This window comes from Acinetobacter lwoffii (assembly GCF_024129435.1).
GTDB classification, from domain to species: domain Bacteria; phylum Pseudomonadota; class Gammaproteobacteria; order Pseudomonadales; family Moraxellaceae; genus Acinetobacter; species Acinetobacter lwoffii_F.
Window position 1 is genome coordinate 14699 of the sequence record NZ_JAMXXN010000012.1, and the last position, 23305, is coordinate 38003.

At 43.3% G+C, this 23305-nt stretch carries 18 protein-coding genes and 6 tRNA genes; 8 read left to right on the top strand and 16 right to left on the bottom strand.

The features are described 5' to 3' along the window. Window positions 1-9 precede the first annotated feature (9 nt). From NI455_RS09370 to NI455_RS09385, 4 genes are all read left to right on the top strand, one after another. Window positions 10-1851, top strand: a complete 1842-nt coding sequence (locus NI455_RS09370) for an extracellular solute-binding protein (protein ID WP_253113823.1) — start codon at window positions 10-12, stop codon at window positions 1849-1851. Between the two features lie 24 nt (window positions 1852-1875). Then, on the top strand, window positions 1876-2922 hold the full coding sequence (gene yejB, locus NI455_RS09375) for a microcin C ABC transporter permease YejB (RefSeq protein ID WP_253113826.1): 1047 nt from the start codon (window positions 1876-1878) through the stop codon (window positions 2920-2922). Further along, window positions 2922-3932 carry an ABC transporter permease gene (locus NI455_RS09380; protein WP_253113828.1) on the top strand — a complete coding sequence of 337 codons (1011 nt, stop codon included), beginning with the start codon at window positions 2922-2924 and terminating at the stop codon, window positions 3930-3932. The genes yejB and NI455_RS09380 overlap by 1 nt, the downstream gene beginning before the upstream one ends. Window positions 3933-4062: 130 nt before the next feature. Beyond that, the gene (locus NI455_RS09385) at window positions 4063-5307 is read left to right on the top strand and encodes an NADH:flavin oxidoreductase/NADH oxidase family protein (protein WP_138742704.1); all 1245 of its coding nucleotides are present in this window, start codon (window positions 4063-4065) and stop codon (window positions 5305-5307) included. 66 nt (window positions 5308-5373) lie between these two features. Here NI455_RS09385 and NI455_RS09390 read toward each other — a convergent pair whose 3' ends face one another. The 14 genes from NI455_RS09390 to pyrC all read right to left on the bottom strand — a co-directional run bounded on the left by NI455_RS09390 (window position 5374) and on the right by pyrC (window position 16144). Further along, the gene (locus NI455_RS09390; RefSeq protein ID WP_253113829.1) at window positions 5374-6795 is read right to left on the bottom strand and encodes an iron-containing redox enzyme family protein; all 1422 of its coding nucleotides are present in this window, start codon (window positions 6793-6795) and stop codon (window positions 5374-5376) included. A gap of 307 nt (window positions 6796-7102) precedes the next feature. After that, a tRNA-Glu gene (locus tag NI455_RS09395) sits at window positions 7103-7178 on the bottom strand. A gap of 46 nt (window positions 7179-7224) precedes the next feature. Further along, window positions 7225-7300 (bottom strand) — tRNA-Glu (locus NI455_RS09400). Between the two features lie 24 nt (window positions 7301-7324). Then, window positions 7325-7400: transfer RNA gene (locus NI455_RS09405), tRNA-Glu, on the bottom strand. A 131-nt stretch (window positions 7401-7531) separates the two neighbouring features. Next, on the bottom strand, window positions 7532-8443 hold the full coding sequence (locus tag NI455_RS09410; protein ID WP_253113830.1) for a lysophospholipase: 912 nt from the start codon (window positions 8441-8443) through the stop codon (window positions 7532-7534). A 245-nt stretch (window positions 8444-8688) separates the two neighbouring features. Beyond that, the gene (locus tag NI455_RS09415; RefSeq protein ID WP_253113831.1) at window positions 8689-9582 is read right to left on the bottom strand and encodes an alpha/beta fold hydrolase; all 894 of its coding nucleotides are present in this window, start codon (window positions 9580-9582) and stop codon (window positions 8689-8691) included. Window positions 9583-9664: 82 nt separating this feature from the next. After that, window positions 9665-11077 carry an amino acid permease gene (locus NI455_RS09420; protein WP_005107442.1) on the bottom strand — a complete coding sequence of 471 codons (1413 nt, stop codon included), beginning with the start codon at window positions 11075-11077 and terminating at the stop codon, window positions 9665-9667. A 114-nt stretch (window positions 11078-11191) separates the two neighbouring features. After that, a tRNA-Glu gene (locus NI455_RS09425) sits at window positions 11192-11267 on the bottom strand. Window positions 11268-11444: 177 nt separating this feature from the next. Beyond that, complete coding sequence (locus tag NI455_RS09430; RefSeq protein WP_004646377.1) at window positions 11445-11603, bottom strand: hypothetical protein; 159 nt, start codon at window positions 11601-11603, stop codon at window positions 11445-11447. A gap of 81 nt (window positions 11604-11684) precedes the next feature. Then, window positions 11685-12197 (bottom strand): hypothetical protein, encoded by a 513-nt coding sequence (locus NI455_RS09435; RefSeq protein ID WP_253113832.1) that lies wholly within the window; start codon window positions 12195-12197, stop codon window positions 11685-11687. 171 nt (window positions 12198-12368) lie between these two features. Beyond that, complete coding sequence (locus NI455_RS09440) at window positions 12369-14210, bottom strand: TonB-dependent receptor plug domain-containing protein (protein WP_253113833.1); 1842 nt, start codon at window positions 14208-14210, stop codon at window positions 12369-12371. A 159-nt stretch (window positions 14211-14369) separates the two neighbouring features. Continuing rightward, window positions 14370-14445 (bottom strand) — tRNA-Glu (locus tag NI455_RS09445). A gap of 20 nt (window positions 14446-14465) precedes the next feature. Beyond that, entirely contained in the window at window positions 14466-15125 is a 660-nt protein-coding gene (gene rnt, locus NI455_RS09450; RefSeq protein ID WP_004279557.1) for a ribonuclease T, read from the bottom strand. Beyond that, the gene (gene pyrC, locus NI455_RS09455; protein ID WP_004279558.1) at window positions 15110-16144 is read right to left on the bottom strand and encodes a dihydroorotase; all 1035 of its coding nucleotides are present in this window, start codon (window positions 16142-16144) and stop codon (window positions 15110-15112) included. Before pyrC ends, rnt begins: the two co-directional genes overlap by 16 nt. Window positions 16145-16296: 152 nt before the next feature. Here pyrC and NI455_RS09460 point away from each other — a divergent pair, with 152 nt between their 5' ends. Continuing rightward, complete coding sequence (locus tag NI455_RS09460) at window positions 16297-17568, top strand: GGDEF domain-containing protein (protein ID WP_253113834.1); 1272 nt, start codon at window positions 16297-16299, stop codon at window positions 17566-17568. 84 nt (window positions 17569-17652) lie between these two features. Here the strand turns inward: NI455_RS09460 and argG are convergent, their stop codons facing one another. Then, window positions 17653-18993 carry an argininosuccinate synthase gene (gene argG / locus NI455_RS09465; RefSeq protein ID WP_004279561.1) on the bottom strand — a complete coding sequence of 447 codons (1341 nt, stop codon included), beginning with the start codon at window positions 18991-18993 and terminating at the stop codon, window positions 17653-17655. Window positions 18994-19240: 247 nt separating this feature from the next. Between argG and NI455_RS09470 the strand changes: the two genes are divergently transcribed. The 3 genes from NI455_RS09470 (at window position 19241) to NI455_RS09480 (ending at window position 21947) form a co-directional block, all read left to right on the top strand. Continuing rightward, a complete protein-coding gene (locus NI455_RS09470; RefSeq protein ID WP_004646383.1) occupies window positions 19241-19594 on the top strand; it encodes a hypothetical protein in 354 nt (117 codons plus the stop codon). A gap of 139 nt (window positions 19595-19733) precedes the next feature. After that, entirely contained in the window at window positions 19734-21770 is a 2037-nt protein-coding gene (locus tag NI455_RS09475) for an NADPH-dependent 2,4-dienoyl-CoA reductase (protein WP_253113836.1), read from the top strand. A gap of 87 nt (window positions 21771-21857) precedes the next feature. Further along, window positions 21858-21947 (top strand) — tRNA-Ser (locus NI455_RS09480). Between the two features lie 125 nt (window positions 21948-22072). Here the strand turns inward: NI455_RS09480 and NI455_RS09485 are convergent. Then, window positions 22073-23044 carry a methyltransferase gene (locus NI455_RS09485; protein WP_253113838.1) on the bottom strand — a complete coding sequence of 324 codons (972 nt, stop codon included), beginning with the start codon at window positions 23042-23044 and terminating at the stop codon, window positions 22073-22075. Between the last annotated feature and the right edge of the window lie 261 nt (window positions 23045-23305).

Consider the following 23305-nt stretch of genomic DNA (forward strand, 5'->3'; position numbering starts at 1 on the left):
GAATGGATCATGAGATTCGCTCATTTATTTAAAACTTTCAGGTTTATCTGGCTAGCCCCGCTGCTCGTGAGTAGCAGTTGGGCAGCCCTGATCACCACCCCATATATCGCGCTATATAACCAGCCGAAATATGCCCAGGCCAAATCCCTGCCTTATGCCAATCCGCAAGCAACGAAAGGCGGTACGCTGATTCTAGCAGCTGATGGCAGTTTCGATAATTTAAACAGCATGAATGGCAAGGGCAATGTCACTGAAGGGGGCAACTATATTTTTGACAGTTTGCTGTCCAAGTCACTGGATGAGCCCGGTGTGTACTATCCCTTGCTGGCGGAAAAAGTCAGTTTTGACCCCAAGAAAACCGCCTTTATTATTTTTCATTTAAATCCGAAAGCACGGTTTAGTAATGGCCAGCCGGTAACTGCACAAGATGTCAAATACAGTTTTGAACTGTTTCAGACCCAGTCCAATTTTGGCCTGCAGATGTATTTGGCTGATTTAAACCGGCTGGAAGTCCTGTCACCTTTACAGGTCAAAATGCATTTTAAATCCGGACATAATCCGGAAATGGCGATGATTGTCGCGCAGATGCCCATTTATTCTAAACAGGAATGGCAAAAGCGTAATTTTAAAGAATTGACGCTGAAACCGATGCTGGGTTCAGGGCCTTATGTCATTGAACACATAGATGCTGGACGTAGTATTAGCTACAAACGTAATCCCGGATACTGGGGAAAAGACTTGATGGTCAACCGCGGGCGTTATAATTTTGACCGGATCAAGTATCGTTATTATCGTAGTCCTGAAATCAAGTTTGAAGCTTTCAAGTCGGGCCAATTTACCTTGCATGAGGAAAAACAGGTCAACCGCTGGGTGAAAGACTACCAGTTTCCCGCCGTTCGGCAAGGACAGGTGCAGCGTTACCGCTTTCAGCATCACAACCCGATTCCGACCCAGAGTCTGATATTCAATACCCGCCGTCAGCCTTTTGCCGATATCCGTTTCCGCCAAGCCTTGAGTTTTGCCTATGACTTTGAATGGCTGAATAAAGCCATGTTCTATGGTGAATATCAGCGTCTGAACAGCTTTTTTTCCAATAGCGAGCTGGCATCTCATGGACGGCCAAGTGTTCAAGAACTGCACATTTTGAAACCCCATTTAAAGCAGCTTGATCCGGTTCAACGTCAGGCGGTACTTGAGGACTGGAAATATCCTCAGTCAGATGCCTCCGGTTTTAACCGGAACAATCTGTTAAAGGCCCGTCAATTGCTATTAAAGGCAGGCTATCGTTATCAACAGGGGAAGTTGGTCAATGCTGCGGGTCAACCGGTACAGATTGAGTTCCTGTTACATCAGGCGGAACAGCAGCGTGATCTGATGCCATATCTGCGTCATTTAAAACGCTTGGGCATTCAGGCCAGCATTCGTATGGTAGAAACCGCGCAATATTATGAACGGCTGCGGAATTATCAGTTTGATATGATTGTCGATACCATGCCGCAATCCCTGACACCGGGGCAGGAGCAGAAACAGTTCTGGGGCAGTCAGGCCGCCACGCAGCCAGGTAATTATAATTATGCCGGCATTCGAAATCCTGTCATTGATGCCATAATTCAGCAGGTGACTCAGGCTCAAAACCGTGAACAGCTGGTGAATAGTACCCGAGCATTAGACCGTTTACTGCGCGCAGGCTATTATCATATTCTGACTTATGGTACAGGTGAATACTGGTATGCTTACTGGAATATGTATCAGCAGCCGCAACGAAAACCTAAACTCTCCGCCGGGATTGATTACTGGTGGGTCGATGCGGCAAAGGCCAGACATGTGGCTGATTATTTCAAACAGCATTAAGCTCCAAGCCTATCAGGGAGTGCCATGAGCACTTATATTCTCAAACGTCTGTTGCTGATGATTCCAACCTTGCTGATCATTTTGCTGATCAATTTCATGGTGATCCAGCTGGCACCCGGTGGTCCGGTGGAGCAGGCGATTTATCAGGCGCAACAGGTCAATGGTTTGGCGCATACCGGATTGCAGTATCAGGGAAAGCAAGGCCTCACACCGGAGATGCTTGAGCAGATTAATATCCAGTACGGCTTTGACCAGCCGCTGCATATTCGATTTTGGGAAATGCTAACGCGTTATGCGCAGTTTGATCTGGGGCAGAGTTTTTTCAAAGACAAACCTGTGACTGAACTCATCTGGGAAAAATTGCCAGTATCGCTTTCTTTAGGCCTGTGGAGTACCTTGCTGATTTATCTGGTCTCCATTCCTTTAGGGATTAGAAAAGCCCGAAAACATGGCAGTCTGTTTGATCAGACTACCTCTCTAGTGTTGGCAGTAGGCTATGCCATTCCAGCCTTTATTTTTGCCATTTTACTCATCATATTTTTTGCTGGTGGGTCTTATCTGCACTGGTTTCCCTTGCAGGGAATTCGCTCTGAAAATTTTGCTGAACTCTCATTCTTTGCGAAAATTCAGGATTATTTCTGGCATATGGCCTTGCCGCTGTTGGCCATGGTGCTTGGCGGATTTGCCAGTTTGACCTATCTGGTCAAATTTTCTTTTGTGGAAGAGCTGAGCAAACAATATGTCCTGGCTGCGCGGGCCAAAGGTTTAACTGAACATGCAGTGCTGTATCGGCATGTATTCCGGAATGCCATTTTAGTGCTTATCGCAGGTTTGCCCGAAGTTCTGATCGGGGTGTTTTTCGTGGGCAACCTGTTTATCGAGATTATTTTTAATCTGGATGGGTTAGGTGTTTTAGGTTTTGAGGCGATTATCCAGCGTGACTATCCGGTGATTTTCGGTACTTTGTTTATCTTTACCTTGCTCGGCCTGATGCTGCGCTTGCTGAGCGATTTGCTCTATCAACTGATTGATCCAAGGATTCATTTCAGTTCACGTCGAGGATCACAATAATGTCTTCCTTGATGCAAGCACGCTGGCAACGTTTTAAGCAGCATAAGTTGGGTTTTAGCTGTTTCATTATTTTCAGTGCTATTTTCATCATTTCCTTGGGTGCAGAACTGATTGCTAACGATAAGCCCCTGTTGGTGAAATATGATCATGCTTTTTATCTGCCCATCTTGAAATCCTACCCGGAAACCACGTTTGGTGGAGTATTTGAGACAGAAGCAGAATATAAAGATCCTGCCGTACAGCAACTGATTGCAGAAAAAGGCTGGGCGATCTGGCCCATCATTCCGTTTTCCTATCAAACGCCAAATTTTGAACTGGCTGAACCGGTGCCTTCGCCCCCGAGTGTGCAAAACTGGCTGGGAACAGATGACCAGGGCCGTGATATTCTGGCACTGATTCTATATGGCTTAAGGATTTCATTACTGTTTGGTTTTGCACTGACTTTATTGTCTGCGGCGCTGGGAATTTTAGCAGGGGCTATTCAGGGTTATTATGGTGGATGGATTGACCTGATCGGGCAACGCATACTCGAAGTCTGGAGCGGTTTGCCGATGCTGTTTATGGTGATGGTACTGGTCAGTCTGTTTACCCCGAGTATTTACTGGCTATTTCTGATCATGCTGTTATTTGGCTGGACCACACTGGTGAGTATGGTGCGCGCTGAGTTTTTGCGCGCCAGAAATCTGGAATACGTCTGGGCAGCAAGAAGTATTGGGGCCGGGGATGGACGGATCATGTTCAAACATATTCTCCCCAATGTGATAGGTTCTAGCCTGTCACAGTTACCTTTTATGCTAACCGCCAATATTACTGCACTGACAGCGCTGGATTTTTTAGGGTATGGTTTGCCACCCGATTCGGCATCCCTAGGGGAACTCTTGCTTCAGGCCAAAAACAACTTAAATGCGCCGTGGCTGGCATTGTCTGGATTTTTTAGTTTGGCGATTGTACTGAGTTTGCTGATCTATATGGGAGAAGCAGTACGGGATGCTTTTGATCCAAGAAACTAAATCACAAAAATCTTTAACCATAAAAAAATAAGCAGATAAAAATTGTGTAAATTTGACAAGACTGATTGTCAATTGTTCTGGCTTACGTTATAAACGAATACAAAATAATAGTAACGTATCAGGACAGATCATGACTCAATTGGCCGATTCCATTCAAATTCGTAATACCACTTTTAAAAATCGCATCATTAAAGGTGCCATGAGTGAAGCACTGGCCAATGATGCCGGCCAGCCCAATCAGGCGCATTTCAAGTTGTATGAAGCATGGGCCGAAGGTGGCTTGGGTTGTGCTATTACGGGTAATGTCATGGTGGATTATCGTGCCAAGAATGAACCGGGGGTCGTAGTGGTAGAAACAGAACGCGATCTGGCGCAGCTCAAAGTCTGGGCCGACGTAGGCAAACAGCATGGCATGGTACAACTGGTCCAGTTGTCGCATCCGGGCCGCCAGTGTCCCAAGGGCCTGAATCAAGAAACGGTTGCACCGTCCGCAGTCCCATTTAGTCCGGCTTTGGCAATGAGCTTTGGAACCCCGCGGGAACTGCGTGAAGATGAAATCCTGGATATTATCCAGCGCTTTGCCACTTCGGCTGCTATCTGTGAACAAGCAGGATTTGAGGGGGTGCAGTTGCATGGGGCACATGGTTATCTGATTAGCCAGTTTCTGTCACCGCTGACCAATAAGCGTCAGGATCAATGGGGTGGTAGTATTGAGAATCGCACCCGTTTCTTGCTGCAAACCTATCAGGCTGTTCGTGCTGCGACTTCGGAAAATTTTATTATTTCAGTCAAGCTGAATTCAGCTGATTTCCAGCGCGGTGGTATTAGCGAAGAAGATGTCATTTATGTCTTTAAGGCGATGGACACTGCAGGCATTGATATCATTGAAGTGTCAGGTGGTAGCTATGAAGCACCTGCGATGGCCGGCGTGAAAGCAGACAAGCGCAAGGCCTCGACCATTGCCCGTGAAGCCTATTTCCTCGATTTTGCCGAAAAAATCCGTCAGGAAGTGAAGTGCCATATCATGGTCACTGGTGGATTCCGAACAGTTGAAGGCATGAATGCCGCGCTCGACAGTGGTGCCTGTGATTTTGTCGGGATTGCACGTCCCTTTGCGGTAGAACCTGACTTGGGTAATCGTCTGGTTGCGGGGCAGGATGTACGTTATGCGGTTGAGAAAATTAAAACCGGTATTCCAATGGTCGACAAAATGGCGATTATGGAAATCATCTGGTATGCCGCGCAGTTTAAGGAAATTGCCAAAGGCAAGCAGCCTAATCCGAAACTGTCACCACTAAAAGTCTTTTTGCAGTATCTGAAAGGCAATGTCAAAGCGGTGATCAAGGGACAATTAAACTCGCGAAAATCGGCTTAATTTATATTAAAAAAGACCGGACACTGCAAATGTCCGGTTTTTTAATTTCTGGCATTTAGGAGTGCTTTAGGAATAATGCATCGCTTGGGTCTGAAAAGGAAATAATAACTGACTTAACTGACGAGTCGCCCATAAGCCTATTTCGGTATGATGCATATGCGGTGTAGTATAAGGAATCAGTAAATCAATTTTCTGTTCAGCACCCTCACAGCGCATGAAGCGGCTTTTTAACTGATTTAAGCGCTGCTGGTCCATACGGCTCATTGCAGGTTCAATTTTTGCTTGTGATGGGGCTGCACTACGTGAGGACAGGCGAGTTGCCAAGCCTGCACCCTGAATCCAGTCTTTAATAATCTGTTTTTCGGTCGCATTAAAGACCCCAAACATTTTACCTTCCGGATGATCGATCATTTTCCAGAAGCGACTTTGTTCTACTGGCGCATCTTTCACGATCCAGCCTTTTTCAATCATCACCTGCAAAAACTCGCTAATCTGGGCAGGATCGGATAACCAATCATTGATGGTCTTGCCACTAAACTGACATTTCTGATTATGAATATATTGACCAATCAGCGCTTTATTCTGAAAAACTTTTAAAGCCATCTGCCCAATATCCAGTTCCTTAATAATCTGAGAAGAACTTTTGCCGATGTCATTTAGAACATGGCCTTTTTTAATTAGCTCCAGATAAGTTTCCGGGTTTTCTGCATGATTAAAATGCTGGATAAACGCTTGCAGGGATTTCTGCGCATGACCATTGTGAGCATTATCAATAGTAATGTGCACATTGAAATAATGCGGATCGATACCCAGTTCAGCCAGTTCATAATTGGTGATTAACAGATGCAGCGGTAACTGTTCATAACCGAGATTAAAGCCAATGACCAGAGGTAAATATTTGGCCGGGGCATAAGCCAGTGCCAACTGTACGGCAGCCTGTTCATAGTAACTGTCATCCAAATGCTCGGCGTAACTGTTCAGCTCATAATGACTCAACAGGTCCTGATACATGGTGACATGATTGGCACGCGGATGCCCTAAACCAAGCTCTTCGAGATAGATGTAAATCAAATCTTTTAGCTCGGGCTGATTACAGTTTGGCACGGTCGAATATAACCAGGCACCATCGACCAGTTTGACCGGTGCAACTTTCGCCAGGAATTCGAAAGCATGAGAAACCGTTGGAAAATATTCCCGAGGCTGCTGCTGTTTACGGCGATTGACATAGGCCTGGAAAGTGGCACAGATTTGATGATGTTGTTCTAAAAGATGCTGTTCAACCTGTGCGGGCCGATCTAACCATCCGAGAGTATCAATATTTAAATTTTTAATCAGATCGCTCAAATAAGATTCAGCTTTTTCAGTTTTGGTATATGTCGAAATTTCAGTATCTTGAAAAAAGTCGACCCAATCCTTAAAGCTTTTAATTTGATAATTATGATTTTTATTTGGCGATAAAGGTAAACTTAGCTCTGTGCTGACGAACATAATCTGATCCTTGCAGATTTCTCTTGATTTACCTTAACGTGCCCTCTAAAAGCAGGGTGTTGAATTTTTGTTCTAATTTATTGGTGTATTGCTTTAAATGAAAATGAACGGATATTTCTATGCATAGAAATGTTAAAACAATACAAATTGTAAAATTAAGAATGGGATGGCAGCCCCCAGAAAGAGAGCTAGATTTGAACGAATGATAAAAACAAGGTTTAAAGTTTTCAGAAATAAAATTTGCAAGATAAAAAAAGCCCGAGTCGCAATGCTCGGGCTTTTTGTTGAGATGTTGCCATCTCGAATATGGCGTCCCTACGGGGATTCGAACCCCGGTTACCGCCGTGAAAGGGCGATGTCCTAGGCCTCTAGACGATAGGGACAGTACAGAAGATAAATTTTAAAACCGCTACTTTCGGCTTGAAGTAATGGCGTCCCTACGGGGATTCGAACCCCGGTTACCGCCGTGAAAGGGCGATGTCCTAGGCCTCTAGACGATAGGGACTTAATAAAATGTACTTCTGAAAATTGGCGTCCCTACGGGGATTCGAACCCCGGTTACCGCCGTGAAAGGGCGATGTCCTAGGCCTCTAGACGATAGGGACATTTCAGAGGTGGGCGTATAATAGGGTGAAAACAGGGGGGTGTCAAACGCATTTCCATAAAAAAAATGATTTTCTGGATTGAGTGCATAAAATTAAAACAATCTTGTGGGAATGCTTGAAAATTACATGGTTTAAGCCGGATTTTTAAGCAATTCCAGAATTGCTTCTACCACCTGCGGATGCAGTAAATAGCCGGTAATGTCATGCGGGCGGTGAATATGCGTACGAATGCCGTGGTTAATAATGGCGGGTTGAAACTGAAATGGCGGTTGTGTAAGAGGAAAGGCGGTAAGAAAATCATCAGTTGAATAGAAATTTATCCAGTCGCCTGTAATTGCAGTAGGTCGTACAATGGGTTGCGGTAAATGTGACTGGATCACCTGGAAGGCTAGTGGCGATCCTAAAGTAATAAAACGCTGTACATTCAGTTCAGGATGCTGGATGAGATAGTTATAGGCAATCACACTGCCCAGAGAATGAGCAATCACAATACAAGGTTTGCGACCATTCAATTGCCGGGCGATCCGTTCATGAACTTCCTTCATGAAAGCAGGATTGTCGAGATACAGATAGGTTTCAATCAAAAATTTCTGAAGCAGGCTACGATGAAGGCTGGGAAAATAATTAAGCAACAATACAAAGTCGCGCAGTGCAACATTTTTGCTTAGCGTGGTAATAAATTTGAATTTCTGTTTAAAATCCATCGGGCCATTCAAATGAAGCTGGGGAAGATCGGAAATCACGGGCTTGCGCCAGCCAGGACGTGGAACGGGTGCAGGAAGCTGAGGATGGACAGGTTGACGGAAACGAAAGCTGGGCCATTGCTGGGGCATCAAGGTGCCAGCATTCAGGATGTTGCGAACGTTATAGTGTGAAAGCAAGTCTCCATAAAATGGAATGTGAATGTGACGTCGTAAATAACTGAATCTGGCATCATGACGGTGTTTGCGAATGCCTTTTTGAAGTATATGCAGCCAGCGCTGGCGAATCGATGCAGCACTATGATGTTGCTGGTTCATTCCATGAATAAAAATAACTTTCATCGATACCTCACGGAGGTCGATCTATATATTCACAGTATAGAGAAAATTGCGGCAAGCCAAGCTGCACTTTTTGTGGCGTTAATGTTTAAATTATCTTCGATAAAACAATCATTAACATACATCTGTATATTTATAAAAAAGGCAGAAAAAGCAGTGAATTGGTAAGTCCGGATGAAAGATTTCACTGAATAGAAGAAGAATATGAATGGAACGGTAAAAGTTGAATTTAGAGTTTGGCGTGAGTCTTAGAGTAATTCCAGGAGCGCTTTAATGACGTCCGGATGCTGAATATAACCATCAATATCATGCGGATGATAGATGGAAGTATGAATCTCCTGATTGATAATCGCCGGCTGAAACTGAAAGGGTGGTTCTGATAACCGAAAGGTAGTCAGAAAGTCATCACTACAATAGAAATTTATCCAGTCACCTGAAATTGCAGTAGGTCGTACAATTGGTTGCGGCAGATGAGCCTGAATGACCCGAAATGCCAACGGTGATCCGAGAGTAATAAAACGCTTGATATTTAGCTCTGGATGCTGAATCAAATAATTATAGGCAATCACGCTGCCAAGCGAATGTGCCACCAGAATCTGTGGCCTGCTGCTATAGAGTTGATCATGAATGCGGCAGTGAACTTCCTGCATAAAATGTGGGTTGGCCAAATAAAGATAAGCTTCTAGCAAAAATTTATGTAAAAAGCTGGCGTGTAAGCTGGGAAAATAATTGATGAGTACCGCAAAATCCCGCAAGGCAATATCTTTGCTTAATGCTGTGATGAACTTCAGTTTCTGATTGAAATTCAGGGCATCATCAAGATTTAACTGCGGGACGTCACAAATTTGATAGGTGCACTGGTCTAGTGGCGGTGCCGGTTGCAGCTGTGCGGGATGTAAAAAAGGGAAATGCGGCCACTGTTGCGGCATCAGGGTGCTGGCATTCAAGACGTTATGAAAATGATGCCGAGAAAGTAAATCGCCATAAAAAGGGATACGGATATGCCGTTTTAAATAAGTAAACCGAGCTTGCTGTTGTGGGTTTTTCCGAAGGCCTGTTTTGAAGAGATGCAGCCAATGTTGACGTAATGAAGTAGCCGTATACTGTTGCTTGTTCATGCCGTGAATAAACACAATTTTCATCGACGCACCCTTAAGGCTGCCCACTATGGTTATAGTATAGATAAAAAAAGAGCGGCCGGAGCCGCTCTTTTAAAACTGATGATTAAGACTTGTTGTGATAAAAAGCATAATAACTTGCATAACACGCTGCAATAAATAACAGACAGCCTACGAAGCTGATACGCATTGATGGATCAAAGACCATACTGATACAGGTAATAAAACAGAACACAAAGCCCAGGATTGGCACAATCGGGAACAATGGTGCAGCAAAGCCCAGTTCTTTGGCCGTATGACCCTGTTTATACCACTGACGACGGAAGTTGAACTGGCTTAAGCAGATACTCATCCAGACCACCACCATGGTAAACGCCGCAACGCCCAGCAAGTTGGTAAAGATCGTCTCTGGCGCAAACTGTTCAGACAATAAACCTGGTAATGCACCCAGCATGGTCACCATGACTGCAATATACGGTACACCGCGAGCATTCAGTCTTGAGAATACGGCAGGCAACTGTTTGCTGTATGACAATGACCACATCATACGAGAAGCAGCAAATAAGCCCGAGTTGGCGGCAGACAACAATGCAGTGATAATTACAAAGCGGATGATGTCTTCAGCATATGGGATACCAATGTGCTGGAATACTGTTACGAATGGACTGCTACTCACGCCTTCAGCAGCTAAGCCTGCTTCCTGATGCGGAAGTAAGGCTGTTACCACGATAATGGTACCTACAAAGAAAATTAATAAGCGGAAAATCGCAGTATTAATTGCTTTAGGAACATTTTTCGCAGGATCTTCAGTTTCACCGGCAGCCACACCAATCAGCTCGGTACCAGAGAAGGCAAAGTTCACGATCAGCATCGTAGCAAAAATCGGGAATAGACCTTCAGGGAACCAGCCTTGTGCAGTCAGATTGGTAAATAAAGGTGCAGCTTCATAGCCTTGATAGCCCAGAACACCAAAGATGGCCAATAGACCTAAAAGAATAAAAGCAACAACCGTGACCACTTTTACCAGTGCCAGCCAGAATTCGGATTCGGCAAACCAGCGGGTAGAAATCATATTTAGACTAAATACGAATACACCAAAGATAATGGTCCATAACCACATGGAAATGTCCGGGAACCATTCCTGCATCAGCAAGGCCGCTGCAGTAAATTCAGTTCCGAGAGTGACCGACCATGTCAGCCAGTATAACCAGGTGATGGTATAGCCTGTGCCTGGTCCAATATAACGTTTGGCATAAGCGCCAAATGAACCAGATTCTGGCATATGAACGGCAAGTTCGCCCAAACATAGCATCACCATGTACGCGATAATACCGCCCAGGAGATAAGCGAGAATGGCACCTACAGGCCCCGTTTGTGCAATGACTTCACCCGACCCTAAGAATAGGCCTGTTCCGATTGCGCCACCAAGCGAAATCATGACCAGATGTCGAGTACTCATAGCGCGTTTTAAAGGCGCAGAATTGCCCTGATGCGTAGCATCATTCGGAGATGAGTGCATAGGAAATAAGAAATACTTCAAAGGAATGAAGCGAGCTATTGTAGTGAAAAACTACAAATCTGCAATCGAATAATGGTAATTTCGAATAAGGTCTGATCGTATGAGATCAATAGATGGCGTCCCTACGGGGATTCGAACCCCGGTTACCGCCGTGAAAGGGCGATGTCCTAGGCCTCTAGACGATAGGGACGTTGCGAGGTGATGCGTATATTAAGGACTAAGCCGGGTTTTGTCAAAAGGGTTTTTGCTAAAATTCATTTAACAGTTTAAACATTAGGCAAAACAAAAACTTTATTTTATTAAAATGTTATTTTCTGAACAGATTTCAAGACTATAAAAAATAAATATTTGAAAAGATCACTAAAACTTAGTGATCTGGAGTTTGATATTGCTCAGGCTGAGAGTTTTCAGCTGGGGTTGATACTGTCTCAGTCTCCGCAGTGTTGTCATCATCACGGTTGACGATATAGAGATATAGCGCGGACGGGGCTAAAATCAGTAAAACCAGTAAGATCTTTTTTAACATGATACAAAGGCAAAATATGAAATCGCATTAATTATAGCCTAAGCAAATTAAAAAGAGCAGCAGCATGTACCTATTCAGGCTCTAGAATTTAAAAGTAACATCTGCAATAAATTGGCGGCCGATTTCAGTCATTACACGTGGTCTATCATTTGAGGTCGAGCCTGTTGTATAGGTATTCACGCGGTTGGTGACGTTGTTAATGATTAAACCAAAAATTGCCCTTAAATCTTTTGAAATTTCCCAATCATAGGTGGTGCGCATATCCCATGTAAATTTTGGTTTAATTTCAGAGGCTAAATAGGTGTCAAGCAGTTCACCTTCATACTCGACTTTGTCATTTTTATTGGAGACTACAACCATATCATCGTAACTGTTTTTATAGCTAAAGAAGTTTGAAATACGTACAGGCAGTGTATCGAATGTAATATCCCAGTTTACTCGTGCGGTCCATGGTTGGTTAAAGTTTGGGGCAGGGCGGTCTGACCAACGGATAATTTGACCATCATAAGAGACCCATTCATCTTGAGTGGCTTGATCATAAGCTGAAGTGTAATCTACATAACTGCGGAAGACTTCACTGTAGTCAAATCCCAAGGCAAATAAATGTTGGCTATCCCCCAGTGCGATCGGTTGACGATTTTTAAGTGTTAAGGCGTAGATGTCAGCTTTGCCACTTCCATCATTGTCATATTCGTAGAAGAATTTTGATCCATCTAAAGGAGTAACTTTAGTTTTTGATATTTCATCCTGATATTTACGATTGACCTATTTTAGCCCTAGATCCCAATTCTGGATTTGTGTATTCAGGCCTAAAACAGTCTCGTCACTGAAAGGGGTATTGAGCGCTGAACTACGCGCACCGCTGGATAGTGCAGTTTGTGTTTCTACCCAAGTCGCATGTGGGTTTTCACGTGACAGTTTATAGAGCAAATCATTTTGAATTTCATTCAGCTCTGTACCTAAAGTTTGCTGACCATAGTAGCGATTCCACCCAGCGGATAAATGCAATTGATCATTACTAAAGGGTTTGTAAGAGAGACGACTGCGAGGGGAAATATTGATATTACTACTCAAAGAGTCATAATCAGCACGAACACCAAGGCGTGTTGAAAATTGATCATTCCACTGAATATTATCTTCAATAAATATATTTAGGCGATCTTGCTGAGCTTTGATATCACCAGCTTTGTACAGAGTCCCACCAGCGATATATTGTCCATTCCAACCATTTATAGTTAGTTTCTCATCACAATATGGGTCACTTTGAAGGCAGGTAGTATCTTTGCCAAGTTCTTTTAAGTTGATCTTTGTCGCGAGTAAAACATCCTCGACTCGTTTCCACGCAACATTAGCATGGCTATAACCCGTACCTATAGTCATGTTGTGTTGGGATTGACCAAGTTTAAAAGGGTCTATATTCGCTTGTAGGTCATAGGAAAGGACGTCTTGGCGTTGTTCAATCTCTCCCATGATGGCGCCCTCTCGAACTACATCGGTATTATTCCAATCTTTACTTCCTTTGGCGTAGTACCAATGCATACTGTAGTTATTGTCAGCAATACGTTGTGTCGCCGAGTTTTGGAAATTAAGTTTATGTACGAGAGTACCTAGATTGAATTGGTGTTCGAGTTCAGAGAATAATGTAAGTGTTTCTGTCTCAGTAGTACTACCTGAATCACGATTGCTGTCCACATAACTTAAGCTATCGAGCAAACCATAATCGAAACCAAACTTCGCTTTGGTTGAGGCGTTTGGTGTATAAAATAATATTGCACCAAGATTTGAGATATGTCGTTCTTGATCAATTGTTTTAGATGTTTCAAAGCCACTTTTGACTGGGATGATAGACTCTCGTTGAGAGGCATAAGCATTAAAGCCCCAATCATTCGAGAGCTTCCCATAAATATTGGTGCTTAGACCTTGTTTGGTATATTCCTTTTGGTATTCATCTGTGGGCTCTTCAAATTTACTTTCTTCTAAAGGTGAAATTGAGTTGTAGCGAGCCCAATCGCTTTCAGTGTAATCGTAATTGATAGAACCGTGAATTTTCCCTATCTCTGTTTGCGGTGCACATGTTTTAGCATTTACAACACCACCTGTGAATTGACCATAAGCGGCAGACACGTTGCTATCTAATACTTCAAGCTCACAAAGTAGGTTAGTGTTCACTGCCATAGCTTGTGCGCCAGTTCCGATATCTTGAAATGTATTTGTGTTTGAATTTGCTGGATTAATAAGTAAGTTGTTGGAAACACCATTCACAATAAAATTGTTTTGGAAGGTTTGTGCGCCATTTATAGAGATTTCGGCAGGTTTAATTTCACCTTGTGAGCCTGCTGCTAACTTTGATTGACTAAACTGCACATTCGGATTCACTTTTAAAAAATCGGTAATGTTCTTTGAGCTATTCGGCGTCTTTTCTAAATCTTCTTTTGAATAAATGGTTTTTCCAACTTCATTTTCTTGCTGAGCTTCGATAATAATTGTGTTGAACTTAATCGTTGTTTTATTGAGAACAGGCTCTTGATAATTCGATTCTTTTGCAAAACTAGATGTTGATAAAGCTGTTAAAACTGCAATAGAAAGTGGGGAATAAGCAAAACGCATGAGAAGGGTTGAATATGCGAAAGATAATGCAAGTGATTATCATTAAATTTAAGAAGGCAATCAATAGTAATGAGAATTATTTTCATTAATTAGTAAAAGCGTAAGACTTGAGCAGCTTAAGATGCTGATCAAAGAAATATAAAGAAGAGAAAAAATAGATGGCGTCCCTACGGGGATTCGAACCCCGGTTACCGCCGTGAAAGGGCGATGTCCTAGGCCTCTAGACGATAGGGACGTTTAGAAGATGGCGGTATCTTATTGATCCGCCACCAGAGTGTCAAGCAGGTGAGGTGCGAGTTTGTTTAAAATATAGCAAAACAGTTCAGCGGTCTTCTGCGTATCATATAATGCAGAATGGGCTTCTTTGCCATCAAACTCAATCCCAGCCTGAATACAGGATTTTGCCAGTACGGTCTGACCAAACATCACCGCACTTAAAGTCACTGTATCGAAGACAGAAAAACTATGAAATGGGTTCTGGTTTTTGGTTCCGGTACGCGCAATCGCGGCCTGAAGAAAACCCAAATCGAAATGTGCATTGTGTCCAACTAAAACTGCATGGGTACAGTTTTGCTGGCGACGCACTTCATTCACAGATTTAAAAATACGCTTAAGCGCAGTTTTTTCATCTTCGGCCATTGCGATTCGCATCGGATTCGAAGGATCGATCCCAATAAACTCCAGCGAACGTCGGTCGAGATTTGCCCCTTCGAAAGGATTGATATGTGCATGGTAAGCTTGACCCGGCACAAATTGACCCTCCTCATTATAAACAATCGGAATGGCCGCAATTTCCAGCAATGCATCAGTCTGCGCATTAAAACCTGCAGTCTCGACATCGACAACTACAGGTAAGAATCCACGAAAACGTTGACCAATGATTGGGAGCGTTTCATTTGTCACACTTTTCTCCATTGAATGGTTTTACCAGCATACAGTGGGATAATCTGTTCACCATCCAGATAGTCTAAACTTTCAGGGATTACTTGATCTTCTTTAACCAGGGTAATGGTATTGGTATTACGTGGCAGGCCATAGAAGTCTGCACCAAAATGGCTGGCAAAACCTTCCAGGCGTTCAATTTTACCCACCTGATCAAATGCCTGAGCATACAGCTCAATGGCAGTCGGCGCACTATAACATCCTGCACAGCCACACGCATTTTCTTTTGCATTTTTTGAATGCGGCGCGCTATCTGTTCCCAGGAAAAATTTAGGATTACCGCTGGTTGCGACTTCCAGCAAAGTTTGCTGATGCGTTTGACGTTTTAAAATCGGCAAGCAGTAGAAATGCGGCTTGATCCCACCAACCAGCATGTCATTGCGGTTAAACAATAAATGTTGCGGCGTAATGGTTGCAGCGACATTACGGTCTTGCTCAAGTACAAAGTTTGCTGCTTCGCTGGTGGTGATGTGTTCGAGCACCAGTTTCAGCTTGGGAAATTGTCTGAGTAAGGGAGCCAGCACTTCATCCAGGAAACGCTTTTCACGGTCAAAAATATCGACATGATTATGCGTCACTTCACCATGTAGCAATAAAGGCACTTGGTGTTCTTCAAGCTGTTCAATTACGCCGTAGACTTTGCTCATATCGCTCACACCACTATCGGAGTTGGTGGTCGCACCCGCAGGATAGAGCTTGATGGCATTGACATGCGCAGATTCTTTGATCTTTTTAACTTCGCTTGCCGGGGTGTTGTCAGTGAAATACAGCACCATACGCGGGTCGAAATTTACCCCTTCAGGCACATGTGCCATGATACGTTCACGGTAGGCATTGGCTTCTTCGACAGTTTTAACGGGTGGCACCAGATTTGGCATGCAAATGGCGCGAGAAAACTGCTTGGCTAAATCGGGAACGGTACGTTGAAGTGCTAAACCATCACGCAGGTGAACGTGCCAATCATCTGGCTGGAGAATCGTAATCGTATTCAAGGCAAATTCAGTCGAACAAATAAAACAAATGATAATCCATCTATAGTAAAAATGGTAACGAGAAAGCGCTACAAAATAAGGGATATGTATAAATTAATTTTAAAAATTATGTTATTTTAAAATTAATAAAAAAATTACATAAATACTTGGCAATGGAATACAAGTACAATCTAGCGAAATTGCAAGATGATAAAGAAGACATAGAACAACTGATTACACGGCAAAGCCAGCGTGTAGGCCCGGTCTTCCCACAAAATCTGGAACAAGAATTCTGGACCAAAAATCTGGAACGCGCCCGTAAACATGTCGAAAAATATGTCTGGGCTGGAGTACTAGCCTATTTCCTTTTTTTAGTGGTAATGATTCCTACAGATTACTGGAGCATCAGCAAAGAATATTTCGTACATGATTTTGTCCTGTGTATGCTGGGCCTGCTCAATGGTGGCATGTCATTAATCATTTTTTATATATTCTCCTGTTTACCCAAGATCAAGCGCTTTTTTCCGCAGGCTTCGATGCTGTTGGTGTTCTGGATACAGGTGTCAATTTCATGCATTACCATGTCGATTAAAACTGATGCCTTGCAGCATCAGTCCATGGCCATAGTCACGATCGTGTATATCCTGGGTTATATTCTGACCGGTATTAGACCGATTCAGATGCTGGTCACCGGATTACTCGCTGCGGCAACTACTATTCTTGTATTGTTTAGCCTTTCAGTTGAATTTAATCCTATGGTTTTTGGCCGGATTTTAATTGGAAGTTGCTTGCTGGGTTATGTGATTAGCCATATGATTTTTGCCCGTGAACGTGTGATTTTTCTCTATAGCATTCGCGCCAGAATCAGTGAGCAGATCCAGCGTATTCATACCAACGAATTATTACATTTGAGTCAGTACGATGAACTGACCAAAATTTCCAATCGACGGACTTTTGATGAGACGCTGCAAGTGCATTTCGAAAGTGCACGCCGTGAAGAAACGGCATTAGCGATTCTGTTTATCGATGTGGATTTCTTTAAGAATTACAACGATTTTTATGGGCATCAGAAAGGTGATGACGTCATTTCGACTATTGCCAAAACCATCAAAAATGCGATCCGTCATATGGACTTTGTCGCACGTTATGGTGGGGAGGAGTTTGTAGTGCTCTTGCCAGAAACGGATGCACATGGTGCTTATGCAGTGGCTTCAAATATTTTTAAGGCGATTGACCGTCTGGAAATTCCACATGAAAAATCCTCGGTTGCGAAATATATCACCATCAGTTTAGGCATTACCGTCTATCGTGGTGAAGATGATATTGATAAAGACGCCTTATTAGGAATCGCGGATCAGGCGCTATACCGCGCCAAACAGCTTGGACGCAACCAGATTTATTATCAGTCCATTCGTTCAGTCAATTCAGATATCGCAAATGGTTAGAGATTATTACAATCAATAAACGAACCCTCAATAAAAAACCGCTCATCAGGAGCGGTTTTTTATGAAACTAAAAAGGACTAAAACTTAGTTTTTGTCTTTTAGTTGTGGCACTGCAGATGCTGAACCAACTGCCAATAAACCAGTCTCTGTATAGATGCCCAGTTTCGCACGAGTATCCGTGATATCCAGGTTACGCATGGTCAACTGACCAATACGATCCATCGGCGAGAACATAGAATCACCTTTCTCCATAGTCAAACGCTCAGCTTCATAAGTGAGGTTCGGAGATTCAGTATTCATAATGGTGTAGTCATTACCACGACGCAGTTCGATCGTTACAGTACCGGTAACTGCTTTAGCAACCCAGCGTTGTGCAGTTTCACGCAGCATAAGCGCTTGAGAATCGAACCAGCGACCTTGGTAAAGCAAACGACCTAAACGTAAACCGTTAATGCGGTATTGTTCAATCGTATCTTCGTTATGAATACCTGTTACCAGACGCTCATAAGCGATGTGAAGCAACGCCATACCCGGAGCTTCATAGATACCGCGAGATTTCGCTTCGATGATACGGTTTTCGATTTGATCCGACATACCTAGACCATGACGGCCACCGATGCGGTTCGCTTCAAGAATAAATTCAACTGGATCTTCAATACGTTGACCGTTGATGGCAACCGGGAAGCCTTCTTCAAAAGTAATCGATACTTCTTCAGCTTTTACTTCTACGTCATCTTTCCAGAACGCAACGCCCATGATTGGCTCAACGATTTTGATACCTGCATTCAGGTATTCAAGATCTTTAGCTTCGTGTGTCGCACCCAGCATGTTTGAGTCAGTTGAATAGGCTTTTTCTTTTGACATTTTATAGTCAAAACCATTGTCGATCAGGAACTGTGACATTTCTGCACGGCCGCCCAGCTCGTCAATGAAAGTTTGGTCTAACCAAGGCTTGTAGATTTTAAGCGCAGGATTGGTCAACAAGCCATAACGGTAGAAACGCTCAATGTCGTTGCCTTTATAAGTTGAACCGTCACCCCAGATGTTAACGTCATCTTCTTTCATGGCAGTTACAAGCATGGTGCCTGTTACTGCACGACCCAATGGTGTCGTGTTGAAATAAGGCATACCACCTGTAGAAATATGGAAAGCGCCACATTGAATTGCAGCAATACCTTCTAATGCAAGCTGTAAACGGCAGTCGATTAAACGTGCTTTTACTGCGCCATAAGCTTCAGCTTTTTTTGGAATCGCATCGTAATCGTCTTCGTCTGGCTGACCCAAGTTTGCTGTGTAAGCATAAGGTTCAGCGCCTTTTTGTTTCATCCACAAAAGAGCAGCAGAAGTATCTAGACCACCAGAGAAGGCAATACCAACTTTTTTACCTACTGGGACATTCTGCAAGATAGTTGCATTATCAGACATTGTTCATCCTAATGATATGAAATAGGCACGCCAGAATTGGTGGCCTGAAAAAATACATATTGCATCAATTGTATCATTAATTTATTTAGGTTTGCTTTAGAAAAGAAAAACTCGTTTTAAAATCTCTATTCAATAGGCTTAAATAATCATAAATCGCACGATTTTAACCAGAATCCTGCTGAAAAAGTAAAAAATTGGTTATATTCAGCCGAATAATTTAAAAACCAGATAAAACAGGAATAAAAGCATGGCGACTCATATCCCACCTTTACCTAATTTAAATCCTAAAACCAAGAATGAAACACTGGCACTGTTGCATGGGATTTATGCCGGCCTGATTGGTTTTAGTACAGTGCTGTTTTTATATCTTGAATATCAGCAATCCAGTATTTCCATGCTGAGTTTAGGTGTGGTGCTGCTGCTTTTAGGCTTGTTGATGTTTTTTAATATCCAGGCCAGTATAAAGGTGAAGCAGGGCAATGGTTCAGGACGTACTTTATCCAGAATAATGGCTATTCTGATGTTGCTGAGTTTTCCAATTGGTACAGTATTGGGCGTGATTGCATTATGGAAATCCAGCGCACGACAATGGCAGAACTAATTCGTCATGTATAGAAAGAACTGTTTCGAAGATTGATATTTGTGCCTGAAAATGCTGAACTCCGGGTCATAAAAAGCCGCTGAAAATCAGTTAAAGTAAGGGAATGACTTGCTCAGCCAAATATAATCAGGGATTTGTTATGACCACGACGCGCTATGCCAACATTTTAAAACCACTGCATTTAGGTTTTACCACCATTAAAAACCGGGTCGTAATGGGGTCGATGCATACTGGTCTGGAAGACCGCTTCTATAATTATCCTAAACTTGCAGCGTATTTTGGCGAACGTGCCAAGGGTGGCGTAGGTCTGCTGATTACGGGTGGAATATCGCCAAACCGTCAAGGCTGGTTGTTGCCGGCGGGCGGCACCATGAATACCTTGGGAGATATTGCGCCACATCGTCTGGTGACGCATGCAGTGCATAAACATGGCGCCAAAATTCTTTTGCAAATTCTGCATGCCGGACGTTATGGCTATCAGCCTTTTGTGGTGTCGGCAAGTCCAATCAAATCGCCAATTTCTCCTTTTAAACCACGTGAAATGTCAGATAAACAGATCCTGAATACCATTCATGACTATGTCAACACGGCCAGTATTGCCAAAAAGGCTGGCTATGATGGCGTAGAAATTATGGGTTCGGAAGGCTATTTACTGAATCAGTTTTTAAGTCGTCATGTCAACCAGCGTAGCGACCGTTGGGGTGGCCCGATTGAAAACCGGATGCGTTTTGCCGTAGAAATTGTCAAAGCCATTCGCGAGGAAATTGGCGAAAAATTTATCATCTGTTTCCGTTTGTCGCTTCTCGATTTGGTACATGATGGCAATACCATGCAGGAAGTGATTACCGTAGCTAAAGCTTTGGAAAAGGCGGGGATTACTTTGCTTAATACCGGGATTGGCTGGCATGAAGCACGTATCCCCACTATTGTGACTTCTGTACCGCGTGCCGCTTTTGTCGATTACACTTCTGAAGTCAAAAAACATGTGTCGGTGCCGGTAATTGCGTCCAACCGGATCAATATGCCAGAGACTGCCGAAGCAATTCTGGCATCAGGGCAGGCAGATATGGTGCAAATGGCACGTCCACTTTTGGCCGATGCGTTCTGGGTCAATAAAACTGCAACCAATCGTGTGGATGAAATCAATACCTGTATTGCCTGTAATCAGGCTTGTCTGGATCATACCTTTAAAAACCAGCGCGCAACCTGTCTGGTCAATCCGCGTGCCGCTTATGAAACCGAACTGGTCTATGTCAAAACCAAAAAACCAAAAAGTATTGCAGTGATCGGTGGGGGTGTCGCAGGTTTGTCGGCTGCTACTGTCGCAGCCAGTCGCGGGCATGATGTGACGCTGTTTGAGGCTAGTCATGAAGTAGGCGGACAGTTCAACCTGGCTAAAGTCATTCCGGGGAAAGAGGAGTTTCACGAAACGATTCGTTATTTTAAAGTGCAGCTAGAAAAAACTGGAGTTGATCTGCGTCTCAATACCCGAGTCAACCGCGAGCAGTTGGAGCGTGAGGGTTTTGATGAGGTGATTGTGGCTACAGGGGTTGTGCCGCGTGCCTTGAATATCGAAGGCAGTCAGGTACCACAAGTATTATCTTATGCAGAAGTGCTACGTGGCGCACCTGTCGGTGATCGTGTTGCGGTCATTGGCGCAGGCGGGATCGGTTTTGATGTGTCCGAGTTTTTATTAAAGCCACCGCATCAAATACAGCCGCAACCTGTGGATGAGTGGAAGCGTGAATGGGGTGTAGATTCTCATCCAGATTATGTGACTGAAGGCGGGTTACAGCGTGCTGAAGTAGAACCTCCAGTACGGGAAATTTATCTATTACAACGTAAAAAGACACCGCTTGGCGCAGGACTAGGCAAGACTTCAGGCTGGGTACATCGTGCCCAGTTAAAAAAACATGCCGTGCGGATGTTGCGCGGTGTGCAATATAAATCTGTCACGGATGAAGGCTTATGGATTGAGGTAGATGGCCATGCTCAATTATTGCGTGTGGATACCATTGTGGTATGTGCAGGTCAGGAATCGGTAAAAGACCTGATGCCGAGTGCTGGGGAAAATACCTTGGCGCAGTATCATATTATTGGCGGTGCAAAACTGGCTGCTGAACTCGATGCCAAGCGCGCCATTCGTGAGGGAGCGGAATTAGCAGCAAAACTGTAAGGATTTGATGAAACTATATGCAGTTGATTGCATTCACTGTAATTTTCACTTGTCAGCCGGACAAAAGCTCCGTATTATTGCGCCCATGGAAGCGTGGCAGAGCGGTTTAATGCACCGGTCTTGAAAACCGACGAGGGTGTGAGTCCTCCGTGAGTTCGAATCTCACCGCTTCCGCCAAATTTTAAAAACCCCAGTCGAAAGATTGGGGTTTTTTTATTTCTATGATTTTAATAAAACGATTTAAAATAAGCTGATAGCGAACAAAGTCAAAATTTTAAAATTCCATAATTAATAAATATTCTTTAATTGCCTACTTCAATTTTGATTAATGCCAACGCAATTCTTTCCACATGTTGGTAAGCCGGTTGTTCCAGTTCTTCACCAAAAATATCCGGGTCAATTTCTTCATAGGACCAGATTATATTTTGATGCTGTTTCATCAAATCTTTAAGATGCTGCAAAAACAGATTGCCATGTTCAGTCACGGTCACACCGGTATATAGAAATAAATGTCCGCCAGAATTCAGGCGCTGTAGACCTTCTTTTATAATCCTGAATGATAAATCACAGCCATCCAGCGCATTACCGCCATGACGATATTGACGTTGTTCGGGATCAATTAAATACGGTGGATTAGCAAAAATCAGATCAAATTTTCCATCAAGATTGGAAAATAAATTACTTTGAACCGGATGAATATGGTTTAAGCCGGCAAAACTGATATTAATCTGGCTATAGAGCAAGGCTTTGGGATTCAGGTCTGCAACCATCATTTCATTCACATCCGGAAAATGTCTGGCAATACTGATTGCGGCTGCTGAAGTGCCACAACACATTTCCACGACCCGTTTGAAAGGGCGAGGCTGAGCAGCTAGATATTGCTTGAGATGATAGATAAAGCGATACGTATCCGGACCAAAAAATACCGCATCCTGCTGAGTGGTGGGAAAAGCTGAATGAATAAAAAGTTCGCCATCGAGTGAAGAAACCCGAACCTGACTCAAGTATTGATCTTCCTGAAACTGTAGAAGCTGATGTTCTTGCAATAATGCAAAAAGGGCAGAATCAAGATCAGTTTTTTTAAAGTTTAGATTCCAGCCAAAGATATCCTGATGGGTTCTTTGCTTATAAAGTTCATTCTTTTTTCGATTCAGAATTCGCTGGTGGGAAAGCGGTGTAATGGTCGTAAACTGATAATCTTGTTGTTTTAAAAAGGCTAATAAATAAAGCAAAGCTTGCTGCGGGCTGCTTTGAATCTCTAAAATTTGGTTCATACGGATATGCTCTTCTATTTATTTAACCTACATGAAAAGATTAATTCACTTTATGCCTGCAAGAGACAATATCAAACCAGTCGTGAATGATCAAAGCTATACAGCACTGGATTCCATGGAAAGGGATCAGTTTATATTCACCTAAATAATGCATTGCTTAGGTAAAAATGTGATGAGAATTGGTTGGATTTGTATAGGTCGTAGGCATAATTTTATTGGTTAAGCAGCCTTATTATGATTTTGCGAACTATTATTTTTTAT